Annotated in this window: 14 protein-coding genes; 5 read left to right on the top strand and 9 right to left on the bottom strand. The window is 41.6% G+C overall.

Features of this window, described 5'->3' with window-relative positions:
- Window positions 1-221 precede the first annotated feature (221 nt).
- Window positions 222-1,604: a chromosomal replication initiator protein DnaA gene (gene dnaA, locus V7K36_RS19890; protein WP_335118523.1), complete on the bottom strand. Its 1,383-nt coding sequence runs from the start codon at window positions 1,602-1,604 to the stop codon at window positions 222-224.
- Window positions 1,605-1,767: 163 nt separating this feature from the next.
- Here dnaA and V7K36_RS19885 point away from each other — a divergent pair, with 163 nt between their 5' ends.
- Both V7K36_RS19885 and def read left to right on the top strand, forming a co-directional pair.
- Window positions 1,768-3,027 carry an HhoA/HhoB/HtrA family serine endopeptidase gene (locus V7K36_RS19885; protein ID WP_335118521.1) on the top strand — a complete coding sequence of 420 codons (1,260 nt, stop codon included), beginning with the start codon at window positions 1,768-1,770 and terminating at the stop codon, window positions 3,025-3,027.
- A gap of 95 nt (window positions 3,028-3,122) precedes the next feature.
- Window positions 3,123-3,653 carry a peptide deformylase gene (gene def, locus V7K36_RS19880; protein WP_335118757.1) on the top strand — a complete coding sequence of 177 codons (531 nt, stop codon included), beginning with the start codon at window positions 3,123-3,125 and terminating at the stop codon, window positions 3,651-3,653.
- A 667-nt stretch (window positions 3,654-4,320) separates the two neighbouring features.
- Here the strand turns inward: def and V7K36_RS19875 are convergent.
- On the bottom strand, window positions 4,321-6,012 hold the full coding sequence (locus V7K36_RS19875) for a potassium channel family protein (protein WP_335118519.1): 1,692 nt from the start codon (window positions 6,010-6,012) through the stop codon (window positions 4,321-4,323).
- A gap of 315 nt (window positions 6,013-6,327) precedes the next feature.
- Between V7K36_RS19875 and V7K36_RS19870 the strand changes: the two genes are divergently transcribed.
- The 3 genes from V7K36_RS19870 to V7K36_RS19860 all read left to right on the top strand — a co-directional run bounded on the left by V7K36_RS19870 (window position 6,328) and on the right by V7K36_RS19860 (window position 8,810).
- Window positions 6,328-7,428, top strand: coding sequence for a D-alanine--D-alanine ligase family protein (locus V7K36_RS19870; protein WP_335118517.1), 1,101 nt, complete (start codon window positions 6,328-6,330; stop codon window positions 7,426-7,428).
- Window positions 7,429-7,628: 200 nt separating this feature from the next.
- Window positions 7,629-8,279: a hypothetical protein gene (locus V7K36_RS19865; protein ID WP_335118515.1), complete on the top strand. Its 651-nt coding sequence runs from the start codon at window positions 7,629-7,631 to the stop codon at window positions 8,277-8,279.
- A gap of 123 nt (window positions 8,280-8,402) precedes the next feature.
- Complete coding sequence (locus V7K36_RS19860) at window positions 8,403-8,810, top strand: hypothetical protein (protein WP_334825935.1); 408 nt, start codon at window positions 8,403-8,405, stop codon at window positions 8,808-8,810.
- A gap of 147 nt (window positions 8,811-8,957) precedes the next feature.
- On the opposite strand, the gene V7K36_RS19855 is transcribed toward V7K36_RS19860, so the two are convergent.
- From V7K36_RS19855 to V7K36_RS19825, 7 genes are all read right to left on the bottom strand, one after another.
- Window positions 8,958-10,205 (bottom strand): alpha-L-fucosidase, encoded by a 1,248-nt coding sequence (locus V7K36_RS19855; RefSeq protein ID WP_335118513.1) that lies wholly within the window; start codon window positions 10,203-10,205, stop codon window positions 8,958-8,960.
- A gap of 442 nt (window positions 10,206-10,647) precedes the next feature.
- The gene (locus V7K36_RS19850) at window positions 10,648-11,127 is read right to left on the bottom strand and encodes a hypothetical protein (protein ID WP_335118511.1); all 480 of its coding nucleotides are present in this window, start codon (window positions 11,125-11,127) and stop codon (window positions 10,648-10,650) included.
- A 229-nt stretch (window positions 11,128-11,356) separates the two neighbouring features.
- Window positions 11,357-12,352 carry a hypothetical protein gene (locus V7K36_RS19845; protein WP_335118509.1) on the bottom strand — a complete coding sequence of 332 codons (996 nt, stop codon included), beginning with the start codon at window positions 12,350-12,352 and terminating at the stop codon, window positions 11,357-11,359.
- Window positions 12,353-12,469: 117 nt separating this feature from the next.
- Window positions 12,470-12,757, bottom strand: a complete 288-nt coding sequence (locus tag V7K36_RS19840; protein WP_335118508.1) for a hypothetical protein — start codon at window positions 12,755-12,757, stop codon at window positions 12,470-12,472.
- 84 nt (window positions 12,758-12,841) lie between these two features.
- Window positions 12,842-13,120: a hypothetical protein gene (locus V7K36_RS19835; protein ID WP_335118506.1), complete on the bottom strand. Its 279-nt coding sequence runs from the start codon at window positions 13,118-13,120 to the stop codon at window positions 12,842-12,844.
- A gap of 138 nt (window positions 13,121-13,258) precedes the next feature.
- Window positions 13,259-13,507, bottom strand: coding sequence for a helix-turn-helix domain-containing protein (locus tag V7K36_RS19830; RefSeq protein WP_335118504.1), 249 nt, complete (start codon window positions 13,505-13,507; stop codon window positions 13,259-13,261).
- Between the two features lie 172 nt (window positions 13,508-13,679).
- A partial coding sequence (locus V7K36_RS19825; RefSeq protein ID WP_335118776.1) for a hypothetical protein occupies window positions 13,680-13,892 on the bottom strand: 213 nt, incomplete at its 5' end.

Below are 13,892 nucleotides of genomic sequence, written 5' to 3'. Positions count from 1 at the left end.
TGGAAAAACTCAGATACTTTTCCACAAGGTAATTATACTTAATTAAGTTTTACTAGAAAATATCAAGTTTTCGACAGATTTTTCCACAAAAAGTAATGTTTTTTCCCTAATCTAAGTTAAATTTAATCAATTTTTATACATTACTTAATATTTACGAGTAATTATTTAGCCGTCAAAGCTCATAATCAGAGTGCTGGTTGTGGAAAACTTAAAATACATCTTCAGGATGGTTTTTGAGAACGGCTAGTCATATTGATGCGATCGCTCAGGTGGCGTAGGGTTTGTGCTAAAGTGCGATCGCTCTGGTGAAGTTGGGTAATTTTATCGCAACTGTAGATCACCGTCGTATGGTCTTTACCACCAAACTCCTCTCCAATTCTCGGCAAACTCAGAGACGTGTGTTGACGCATGAGATACATTCCTATTTGACGCGCCCAGCTAATCTCTCTTCGTCGTGAGTTACTTTTGAGGTCGTCTATTGAAAGATCGAAATTACCAGCTACAACCTTTAAAATGGCTTCTGGGGTAGCTGCTATTTTTTCGTTAGGCGGTTCTAAAACTGGTGTGATATTTTCCACCGTCATCGGTAAGCCCCAAATGGAAATATAAGCCACTGCCCGAATTAAAGCTCCTTCTAATTCTCGAATATTAGAAGTATAGTTAGAAGCAATATACTCAATTACATCGCGGGGAAGACTAATATTTTCATCCTCGGATTTTTTCTGCAAAATTGCCATTCTAGTTTCTAAATCCGGCTTTTGAATATCTGCGATTAACCCCATAGAAAACCGAGAACAAAGACGTTCTTGCAAACTAGGAATTTGGTTAGGAGGACGATCGGAAGCAATCACAACTTGTTTACCTGCTTCATGTAAAGTATTAAAAGTATAAAAGAATTCTTCTTGGGTGTATTCCTTCCCTTCAAGAAACTGAATATCATCAACTAATAAAACATCAGCAGCACGGTAATGCTCTCGAAACGTTTGCATACTATCTTTGCGGATTGCTGTAATTAAATCATTAGTAAACTGCTCAGTTGAAACATAAAATATTTTACAATCAGGAGAAATTTCCCAGCGATAATGACCAATAGCTTGCATAAGATGAGTTTTACCTAAACCTACGCCACCGCATAAAAATAAAGGATTAAACTCCCTACCTGGAGATTCTGCAACTGCCAAAGAAGCAGCGTGAGCCATCCGATTGTTAGCACCAACTACAAATCTCGAAAAGACATATTTAGAGTTTAATTGAGTAGTTTTTTGATTGTGATTAGGAATAGCTTCAGAAATACTGCTGGGATTTAGTGATTCCCAAGAAACCTCTCGTTCACTAAAATGAGAAACTTCATCACCTTGAGCAACGGTAATGTAAATTCCCACAGGATGACCCAGAATATCTTGTACTACATGAGCAATGGTGTTGATGTAATACTTCTGTAACCAATTACGAGCAAATGGGTTAGGAGTGCGGATTACCAAGCAATTATTTTCTAATCGCTCTGCACTAGCAGTTTTGATCCAAGTTTCAAAGGTGGGGCGAGATAGTTCAAGCTGTAGGCGCTCTAGTACCTGACTCCACAGACTTTCTATGGGAATTTCCATTATCCACCACCTTTGCTGCTAATCGTCACAATAGAAGAGAAAGCACTAATTTAGCATTGAGACACGCTAGACCTAGAATAAGCTTTAAGTTGTAATGATTTTGGGACACACTCAGTAGGCAAGATCCTAACACCCACCGACTGACACGGAGAAGCAAGGACACATGAAGATCACAAACCATCACTCAGCGCCCAAAAATATTCATACCAGGGGTTTGCCCCACAGATGGGGAGCAAATAATATTCTGGGGATACTCTCATATGGGATAGCAGTGGTGTTCTTGGGAAGCTGCTCTCTTGTACCAGCCAAGACCTTTCAGACTCAGCCAAGCGATATTCAAGCCCAAAAGACAATAGAACCTAATCCACTAATTGTCGCCCCGCCAATTATCTCTTCTGGAGATCCTAATTTTATCGTGAAAGTAGTGCAACAGGTGGGACCTGCGGTAGTTCGCATTGATTCTTCCCGAACAATCACTTCTCGCGTACCAGACGAATTTAACGAAGATCCATTTTTCCGGCGGTTTTTTGGAGACGGTACGCCACAAGCTAGACAACGGGTAGAGCGGGGTAGTGGCTCTGGATTTATCATTAATTCTTCAGGTCAAATTGTGACCAATTCTCATGTGGTAGATGGTGCTGATAGAGTGACTGTCACACTCAAAGATGGCCGGACTTTTGATGGTAAAGTGTTGGGTGAAGACCCAGTAACGGATGTGGCGGCGATCAAAATTGATGCTAATAATCTGCCAACTCTATCTGTGGGTAACTCCGATGCTTTGCAACCAGGAGAGGCTGTAATTGCCATTGGTAATCCATTAGGCTTGAATAATACCGTCACTTCTGGGATTATTAGTGCTACAGGTCGTTCTAGTAGCGATATCGGTGCTAGTGACAAGCGGGTTGATTACATCCAAACGGATGCTGCGATTAACCCTGGTAACTCTGGTGGCCCGCTGTTAAATACGCGTGGCCAAGTAATTGCGATGAACACAGCGATTATTCAAGGCGCTCAAGGTTTAGGATTTGCTATTCCCATTAATACTGTGCAAAAAATTGCCCAAGAATTAATTGCTACAGGCAAAGTTGATCATCCTTATTTGGGTGTTCAGATGGTGACACTGACACCAGAAATTAAAGAAAGAATAAAAAATCAAGCAGGCGATCGCTTAAATCTTAAAGCAGATCAGGGCGTTTTGCTGGTTCAAATTGTGCCGCGATCGCCTGCATCTGTAGCTGGACTACGAGTTGGTGATCTGATTAAAAGCATTAATAACCAGCCTGTTACTAAAATTGAACAAGTACAAAAGCTAGTAGAAAATAGCAAAATCGGTACTAAGTTACCATTAGAAGTTGAACGCAATGGGCAAATTGTCCAAGTAGGTGTCCAACCTGCTGCTTTGCCCATGAGACGTGAAGGCTAAAGTTAGGAGTTAAAAGTTATAAAAATTTTCCTACTCCCAATGCCCAATGCCCAATGCCCAATGCCCAATGCCCCATTACCTAAAGGAGTTTTATGATGACTGAATTAGAGCCAATTATTCAATTAGGCAATCCAACATTGCGCCAAAAAGCTGCTCGGGTAGAGAATATTCAAGATGAGCATATCCAAAAATTAATTGAAGACTTAATCGCCACTGTTGCCAAGGCTAACGGCGTAGGAATTGCTGCGCCTCAAGTAGCACAATCCTATCGTTTATTTATTGTGGCTTCCCATCCTAATGCTAGGTATCCCAACGCCCCGAAAATGGAACCTACTGCCATGATTAATCCCAAAATCATTGCTCATTCAACTGAAGTTGTCAAAGATTGGGAAGGTTGTTTAAGTGTTCCAGGAATTCGGGGGTTAGTTCCTCGGTATAAAGCTATTGAAGTCGAATACACTGACTCTCAAGGCAATTTACAAAAGCAAGAATTAACCGATTTTATCGCTCGGATCTTTCAACACGAGTATGATCATCTCGACGGTATCGTATTTGTTGATCGCCTAGAAAACACTCTCGATCTGATCACTGAGCAGGAATACCAAGAACGAGTCGTTAAAAATTAAATGAGAGTAGGTGGGAAATAAGGATTGCTGGCGTTGCTGAATCAAGGGATGATTCTTGTAGGGTGTATTATCGCCGAGAGTACGGCACCAAAACCTTCGGGTGGTGCGTTAAAAACTGTCTGTCACGCAGACAGGCAATCCCGCCCTGAACTTTAGTTCTGGGCTGATAGCGAAAGTCCACTGAAGTGGACTGAATTGATCATTTAGTCCACTTCTGTGGACTTCAGCTATGAGACTCGGAATTCATTCCGAGGCGGGATAGAAACGCAGTGCGAGATTTATTAATTATAGGACTTACGCATTGACAGAAAAGACCAAGTATAGATGATTTGAAAAACCACATTCGTCGTAGGAGCAATTCATGAATTGCCCCTACGACGCGGGTCTATTTACCATCAATGAATTGATTAATAAAAACCTGAAACGGCGTATTTACGTTAATACACAACATGATTATTTTGTACAGTGCGTAAGTCCTAAATTAATAAATAAAGATATGGCTGCGGACTTGTGTCTAAGTACTTACACAAAATTAATTTTATATCCACGTCGCCTGAAATACTTGTGAAACCGTGATTCCAGGTTCAAGAAATATATAAAATTTTACATAACCACTTACACCGTAGCCCCACAAGCGGGGTGGGGTGCAATGACTGTGAAAATCGCCTTAAGTCTGTGATTCGCAAACTCGTTCGTCGCGCCACAATTGATATAGCCGCGTTGCTGGCATCGTCATATATAAAACATCTCCAATATCGAGGTTAGTTTCTAATAAGTCCCAGCCGTGAAGGCTTTGGTGGTTTTTCTCTACGTACAAAGGGACACATTCAGCAGACATAGCTACATCTTTCACCCACTTACCACAAAAGGCGTGTGAAGGTGTAATCACAGTTGCAAAAGCCACCCAAAGACTATCTGCTGTGATGCCATTGCCAAGGATGCGTCCCCCTAGTGCAGCAGCAGCAAAAGCTGGGGCTGCTAGTTCAGCCGAACTCAGTACGGCCTCGAAGCCAAATAGCTGTTGCGCTATGCCAGCAAAATCGGGATCGGCATAATGAACAATCACCGGAATGCTGGGTGTCAAGCCTTTGGCTTTGAGGGCAATTTCCAGATTGGTAGCATCATTGCTAGTAACAGCAAGGACTGCGGCGGCAGAGTCTATATTGCTGGCTTTAAGTATTGTGCGGAAACTGGCATCACCCTGAATCACAGGAATACCGAGTTCGCGGGCGGTGTTGATATATTTGTTGTTGGAGTCGGGTTCAACTACTACAACTTCATGTCCACTGGCGTGGAGTTGCTGGACAATTCTTAGCCCAATACCACTTAATCCACAGACAATATAGTGCGATCGCTGGGGAATTCGGGCTGCATCCCAAAATTGCTTAAAGCGGCTTCCTAAGACAAAATCGGTGAGCATTGCATACCAAATACCAATTACCACTGCTCCAACCAGCATCATCACAACGGTAAATAACTTAATACTGTTAGGAGCATTTTCTACTACTTTGTCATTACCACCCGCTCCCGTAACCATGCCTACAGAAAAATATAGAGCATCGACAGGAGACACACTCAACTCAGCCGACATATAGGTGAGTGTCGCAATCCCAATAACCGCCAATAGTACAATCGCACCCACGATTACCGATCGCCCGTGTTGCTGAAACTGCCTCAGATTAGTTAGGACTTTCAGCAGTTTCTTAATTAATGATCTTCGAGGAGAACGGATACGGGGTTGTGTACCAATAATTAAGCGATCGCCCATCCTGATCTCTTGTCCAGATATTACACCTGACACCAAATCCATCTCACCTTCTACTGGCAAGTAATAAATTAGCATCCGCGATCGATCTTCCCACAATTCACTCAGCTTTCGACCTTTCCAGAAGTGGTTTTCATCAATGTATTCTTCATGAATTGGCCAAGTTTGCTGAAATAATTTGATTTGTCCGATCGCTCGGTTTCCCAGTGCTGCAAAAGTGAATACGGGTGCTGCTAATCCTACAACACTCAGACTCAAATGATCTGGCAAACTTTGATCTAGGCGCTCCCCCAAATTTGTATTATAAAAACGGTTGATAATCCGAATCTGGGGATTCAGCACCCGCGCTTGCATCATTATTGACAAATTCAGAGCATCTTTAGATCCAGCGATTACTAAAGTGTCTGCCTGTTGAATTCCGGCTGCTGTTAGGGTAGAAGCTGCTTGTAAATCGCCAACAATTACATCTGGTGCTGTTTCGCCAGGGATAGATTGGTGATGAATGCCAACAACGGAGGCTCCCTGGTGTCTCAGCAAACGAAAGGTTTTATATCCGGTACGTCCTAAGCCACAAACAATAATTCGGGGTTTCATGAAACGGCAGCATCTTTTATAGTTAAAGCTGCATTTCTAGTTATTTATCAATATTGTTGCCCTTTTTCCTGCAATATAACTGTAGCTGATAACACGATTGTTTTAATTGGAAGCAAGAGGCAATAACAATTCAAAATTCAAAATTGTTCGGGTGGTAACAGAGCAGTTCCACAGGCTCACTGTGTCACCTTGCCGAAGTGCAGTGTCTCGTAGAGAAGAGAGTTTTAGACGGGGATATAAAATAATATAGAAAAATATGGCAACTTTTGTAGGTTGTGATACGCTATCTCCTTGAGAAGTGTCGAGGAACCGAAAATGACTAAGCTGCGCGTGGGGTTACTGTTTGGCGGTCGTTCGGGAGAACATGAAGTTTCAATCAATTCAGCACGGGCGATCGCTAAAGCCTTAAGTGCAGAGGAAAATACTAGTAAGTACGAAATACTGCCTTTTTACATCCAAAAAGATGGACACTGGCTTGCCGGAGAAGCACCCCAAAAGGTTTTGGAAACCGGCAGTCCACTACTGGAATCTGAACAATCAACTTCTGAAGGACATTTGACATCCAACCCTCAAGCCCAAATCCTGAGTAAATGGCAATCTCCCTCTCAAGTTGCCCAAGTGGATGTTTGGTTTCCCATTCTCCACGGCCCCAACGGTGAAGACGGGACAATTCAAGGGTTACTCACTTTGATGCAAGTCCCCTTTGTTGGTTCTGGGGTGTTAGGTTCGGCAATGGGAATGGATAAAATTGCCATGAAAATGGCCTTTGAGCAAGCCGGACTAGCACAGGTAAAATACAAGGCAATAACTAGAGCGCAGGTTTGGTCTAATCCTTGCGTATTTCCGAAACTCTGTGATGAAATTGAGGCGGCATTAGGTTATCCGGCTTTTGTCAAGCCTGCTAATTTGGGTTCATCAGTGGGTATCGCCAAAGTGCGATCGCGTCCAGAATTAGAAGCCGCCTTAGATAATGCTGCCAGTTATGACCGACGGCTAGTTGTAGAAGCTGGTGTCGTCGCCAGGGAAGTCGAGTGTGCCGTTTTAGGTAATGATCAACCCCAAGCCTCTGTCATTGGAGAGATTACTTATGACAGCGATTTTTATGATTATGAAACTAAATATACTGAAGGTCAGGCAGATTTACTGATACCTGCACCAATTCCAGATGCGATCGCTCGTCAAATTCAGGACATGGCTTTGCAAGCTTTTGCAGCTGTTGACGCTGCGGGGTTGGCAAGGGTAGATTTTTTCTATGTGGAAGCGACAAAAGAAGTTTTGATTAACGAAATCAATACCTTACCAGGCTTTACTGCGACGAGTATGTATCCCCAACTCTGGGCTGATAGTGGAGTCTCCTTTCCAGAATTAGTTGATCGGTTAATTCAACTGGCGATCGCTAGGCATTCTCCTAGCTGATGGAGAAAATAAGCGAACTGATTTCAGTTATTACGGCAAAAAGTCATCAGAAATACAGAATTGTGGCAAAAGTTAGCCAGATTTGGTAACGTATATTTTACAAAAAAGCTACTGAAATCTGAATTTTTTTTACGGATACCTGATGCTTGACTCCTCCAGTACAATTTATTGACTAGAGGGGTACAAATCTGAAAGTAATCATGGAAAAAAGTCAGAGTGTACAGCGCGAGCCAACCCAACTAAGACGGGCTACTCCAGAGCTGACAAACAGGAAATCGAGACTAAGAAAAAGCTCGAATGTTCTGATATATTTGGTTGCACATCATCCTTGGCTATTGCTAACTGGATTTTTAGCCATGTTTATGGCAGGTGGTGCCTTTGCGCTGTATAGCTTAGGTAACGCTGGCCCGGTAGCACAAGAAGAACCAGAAAAAATCCCAGTTATAGTTGAAGAACCAATCAATGCGCCCTCTGAGAACAGTAATCCTACACCTTTATGGATGGTGGCGGCGATCGTCCTCAGTTGTGGTAGTGGTTGCTTGCTCATTTTCCGAATGCTCAAGTGGATGAAGCAGCCGCAAAAAGTCCAAAAACAGATTAACCGCCATCAGGTACGCTTGGCACAGAGCAATTACCAAAAATTGGAACCACAGCTTCCCAAGAACCAGCCAATTTTTGTGCCACAGCAACAACTGATGCCCCTTATGCAGATGCAACCGAAAACAAAACATCTGGTGACAGTTCTACCAGCAGAACACAAGCACCACTTGGATAAGCGCACAGAACCTTTGGCAGAATTGATGGATCTTCGTAAAGATAGTTCATTATCTGCACTTTTACGCCAGTATTAAATTTACTGTAAAGCAAAAACCTGTCAAAATAATACTTTTTGCGAATTAGGGCACGGTTCTACTGTGCCTTTACTAGTGTCTATATTGTCCAATAACTAATGACGAATGATTAGAGTGAATAACATAGTGCGGTTAGTTTTGACAGCAATATTGTTGGTGCTAGTGACAGCTTGTGGCAGTATTGGACTGCTACCGACTAACGAGTTAGTGCAAAAAGCGATCGCACTTGGGCTAGAGCAAACTCAACAAAAACTTAGCCAACAGTTGGATCTAGATTTTCAAGGATTTGAAATCAAGCGGCTATCAATTACCCAGGAACAACCCCTGACGATTGAAAATTTACCAGCTTTCCGGGTTCGGGGAACCTACGACTTGATTCTCAAGCTACCAAAACGGCGCTTGACGCAACCACAACAACCCTTTGACGTTTATCTGCAAATTCAGCAAGAAGGTAAAACTTGGCGATCGCTAATTCCAGAAAAAGGTAGTAAAGGTACTCAATCAATTTGGCGTAGCTATCTCATCCAGTAATTGGTACTTAATGATAGAAATTAACCTGAGTTCGGGATAAGCTGAAACCTTTATTCTGTCGTTAGTTTTGACAGTGTAAAAGCCTTATTCTTTTGTCCAAGTAATCAAATTTGAGTCCTTAACCAGAACTGACGTTACATTAATTACTCAAGAATCAATATTAATACAAATCACTGTAACGTATGGATTAATTACTGATTCAGGTACATCAATTGTTAATTCTCCTAACGGATTAGAATTGAAGATAGAATCAATAATTGCACAACGACTTGTATAGGTTAGTGCTGTGCCGTCAGCAAGAACAAACACAGATTTTACTCGTTTGATTGGTATACCCCTAACTGATATTGTCTCGTAAGGTTTCATTAATAGGTGTAGATAAATGCGATCGCCCTTACGAGTTGAGGGGCCATAAAATTGCCACGGTTCTAATCCTGGGGTTGTATCAAGTATACTTTCACAGTGGCTAGACATCCAATCGGCTATATCTTTGAGACGCTCTAACTGCTCAGGAGGGATTTGTCCATTACCCATTGGACTAACATTGAGCAAGAGGTTGCCTCCTTTGCCTGCTACTTCGCAAAGGGTATGAATCAATTGACGAGAGGATTTGAAGTTGCAATCATCTGGGTTATATCCCCAACTCTCGTTAATAGTCAGACAGGTTTCCCAAGGATGAGCAGGTGGGTGAGGAGGAATAAACTGCTCAGGAGTTTCAAAGTCTCCACAATTAGGTAGGCGATCGTTAATGAGAATATTAGGTTGTAAATCACGAATCATTTTTGCTAATTCTTGAGCTTGCCATTGCTCTGGAGTGCGTTCCCAACTCCCATCAAACCAAATGATGTCAATTTGACCGTAGTTGGTCAATAATTCTCGTATCTGATTGAACAGGAACTGAATATATCGCTCCCACTGTTGTGGTGTAGGTTGAGGTAGTTGGTCAAAGCGATAAGGTTTATCTGCCTCTGTAAAAGCCGGATAGTCAGGATGATGCCAGTCACTAAGAGAAAAATAAAGACCAATACGCAATCCTACAGAGCGCATCGCTTCGATAAATTCACCTACAATGTCTTTTTTATAAGGTGCAGATGCAATTGAAAAGTCTGATTGTTGGGTATGAAATAGGGCAAAACCATCATGATGCTTGGCTGTTAATATGGCATATTTCATTCCTAGACTTTTTGCTAAATGTGCCCATTCTTGAGGATTGTATTGTTGTGGATTGAAAGTATTAGCTGTGTAGTGATATTTCTCAACTGGAATATCTTGGCAAAAGGGAAGGCTGAATACACCCCCAACTAACGGCCAAGATAACTCACATCCTTGTTGAGAACTATGTCCCCAATGAATAAACATTCCCAATCGAGCTGTATCAAACCAGTTATTCATCATGGTTAAATTTGGCAATAATTCTGCTTAATTCGGAGAAATAGCTCCGAATGCATTTTAGTACATATACAGATTTTGGTTGCTATTATTTGTTGGCTGAGGTGAAAATGCGATCGCCCCCTTCAGTTTCAAGCGAGGAAACACTTAACGAAACAGGGCTATTCGGCGTCGCTATGTCTGTTTTCCTCTCTACGAGACGCTACTCGCGAACGCTTGAAAAAGTTGAAGTTACAGCGCCAGGTTCAAAAGTTCTGGCAATTTGGCATCACTTGTCTCTGAATTACCATTTAAATGAGATATGAAGAGAACGCAACAGTCACAAATCCCCAGTTGTTGACCCAAAGCTGTAGAATAACTCAGCAGCTAACCCACAGCCCTCGGTCATCGCTTCTCTACGAGACGCTGCGCGAACGCCACAACTGGCTAGTGCGGAATTCCCCACCCTCTACCATCTTCGATAGTGACCCCATCTGTAGCCCCCTCTTCCAAATCCGAAGTTGATGCCAAAAGTAGGATAGGGCGACCCGTAGATGGCATAGGGGTTGTAGATGTAAGCAGGAGGAGGCGCTACGGTGTAATAACCATCTTCATTACAAACCTGAGTAGTCTGTTGCACAATTGTTTTAGGTACAACATTCTCTTGCCCAGCATAAGGTAGATTCAAATAACCATCCTGAAAACCACGAGCAAATTCACCTCCCGCAGTCCGAGGTTTATAAGCAACTCTATTCCGAGCGCTTTGTTCTCCTTCTCGAAAACCATTTGCATAAGCATGGGGGTGGTCAGCCGCCGATTCTTTGAGCACCCTATTGTCAGTAACAGGATGACAATAAACAACCCTATCAGCTTTAGCGGCTTGGGGAAAAAGTAAAGATGTTGAGCCAGCGATTAAACTAAATATTGCAGCAACAACTATTTTCTTCACAGCCTTTAACCTCATTTATGCTTTGCTTAATGCTCTAAGCCCTTTAACTTTAATTATAAAACCTGAATTATCAGGTGACATGAGCCAAAAATTAGAAATTCCCTGTCAACACCCCTGCCTTTAGGCTAGGGGATTCTAGCCTAAAGGCAGCGATCGCATCTTTAAATTTCCTCTAAGAATGGGGAGAACGATGTCTATATCTACGCAATTTTTTCAGTGTAGCTTCAATTTATACTCCCCATCCTGGGTTTTCGCATACAATGTTGCCAGTAGAAACTTCTTCAAACTTGCCTAAGCTCCGATTAGAACGCCATGCTTTTGTTATCTGCTTCCAATATTCAGTATCTTCATATTTAGCAATTGTTATCAACTCAGGGTCACGTACTCCACTTCGCATACATGATCCACCATGTCCAATCTGCTCTGATTTTCCTAGTCTAGGTAAATTAAGTACATCTACTACTTGAGCAGTTACTTTTCCCTGGCTATCCAGTGCTACAAGGGTTTCAAACCACAACATTTCCTGATTTATATTTTTAACCTGGCTTATTGAATAGGTAGGATTATCTTTAGGTTCTCCTACTATCCAACCTCCTAAGTATTGAAGACCTTTACGTAAATCTCTATCGTAGTAGCGTAGACCAATATAGCTTTGATTATTTTCTGCGAAATCTGCTAGATTAAATGTAGAGATAAGATTTTTTCCCAACACAATCTGCTTAGGTGCTGAACTTAATTTTTGGGAAGTAAGTTGATATTTTTTTCCATCAAATTTAAAGACTCTCCAAGCTATTTCTCTTGGTTCATAGGTGAACACGGGGGCAGCAATATTAATCCAAGCTTTGCTGTGACTGGGAAGTATGGCTACTTGCAATTCACCTCGTGAGGTAAATATATATGAAATGAAGCGATAATTACTACCTTTTTTTTGAAAAATATACACGGGACAATGACGATTATTACAAGGAAAACCGTGTTGAATGCTAACAAGAGTTTCTTTAGTACCGTCTTTATTTAAATCTATTTCAGTATATTTAAATGTAATATCCTTTTTAATCTCATTCCAATCAGAATCTGCAAATTCTTTACGAATAGTCTCTGCGATACCATTGACCAAGTTAGAATTTGGTTGACTGGCTGTTGTTTTTTGAGCTATAACTGGTAGGAAGCTTACACCCAAAACTGTTAAGCTTGCTATCATCCCAACCAATGTTTGTCTCTTCATTAATTACTCACCCTTCTAATTTCAGGCTAAACATTGAGCGGACGGAATATGAACTGACTACTAAAAAGGCCAAGCGCGATCGCTAACCTCTCAACTCATGTACACGTTGATAAATATCTAAGCTTGAATTGAAGTTTGAGCTTGTTTTGTTGGTGTATTGCTAGGTGTATTTAACTTGCGAGATAATGCCAATACATTCATAGCAAACTGTTGATAAAGTTCTGGGGACTTATTCATAAAAATAACAATTGCATTGCGATGACTGTAAAATGCTAAATATCGACGTTTATTAGTTATTGCATAGACAATTAGGGCGACTGCGGCAACAAGTAAAATGAAACCTATAGGAATCCGGTTTGATTTCTGAAAATATGCGTAGGATGTGTTAGCGACAGCGTAACGCATCAAACCCGTGATAATAGTGCGTTACGAACTCCGTTCTAACACACTCTACAATACCTAATTTTGTTCAAAAATCAAATAGGAGTCCTATAGTACAGAAGAGTTACTAAATGCACCCAAAGCTGAAAAAGCTAGGAATCCTCCAAAACCCAATAATGCATAAATAGGGGCTTCTAATGTTTCTACTGAATCAATATTTTGAATGCGTATCCAAGTGTCTCTCTTTTCTAACCCAGTTTTTGCTGTCCCAACAAGAGTATCGCCTGTAACTTTGACAATAATTGTTCCTCTTGCTGGCACTAAGATATTTCCCCAAACTTGGGCGGGAGCGCCTGTGATTTCAACGACTTGCTGATTAGTTCTCATGTTTGTATCACCGTTCATTAGATGCCTCACATGATGTTTAAAATTGCTGTCAACAGTTAGATATAGAAACTAAAATAATTGCGCTAATTTTCTTGGCAGCTTAAATCGCCATCGCTCACACCAAAACTGAGCAAGGAGCTAATTCGGCAAATACTTAGCCAACAAATCCTGACCCTCGCCGCCCATCTTTTCCAACATCCCCTCAATCTTCTCCATCGCTAACGGCGAGGGTTTAGAGCGTCCATTTTCCCAACGGTTGATTGTGCTATATGTCACACGCAACTGGGCTGCAAACTGTTCTTGCGTTAGCCCGAAGGCAAGCCGCAAATCACGCATGATCCGCCCCACCTCTGGCTGTTTGATGGCCAAGGGTTTTTTGATAGTCATTTACTTTGAAACTTTACCTTCTAGCTTAAGCAGCCGATGCTGTATTATTTGCTATATCTTAACCATGCAAAATCTCCATTACAATCAGTAAATACGCCTAATTTATGTTTTTCTAATAAAAATTTCTTACTTTAATGAAGGTAATTTTTTAAGTGATGCCGAACTTGAATTCTTAGAGGAAAAGTTGCCAAACAGCGATCGCTCTCCTTTGTCCCAGAACTGCTCTGCAAACATGGGAAGCGATCGCTTTATCCGCAGAAGTCCTAATATTTCTAAATACAATATAGGACTCTCCCCACATTAAATGACACTCATCAATCAGGAATACCCTCAACTTTCCTGTCTCAATTTCAACACGGTGGTTTGCCAATAATGTTTCAATCTC

Source organism: Nostoc sp., assembly GCF_036919555.1.
Taxonomy (GTDB): Bacteria; Cyanobacteriota; Cyanobacteriia; order Cyanobacteriales; family Nostocaceae; genus Nostoc.
The sequence above is the reverse complement of the archived record's forward strand: the minus strand, read 5'-3'. Positions and strand labels throughout refer to the sequence as shown.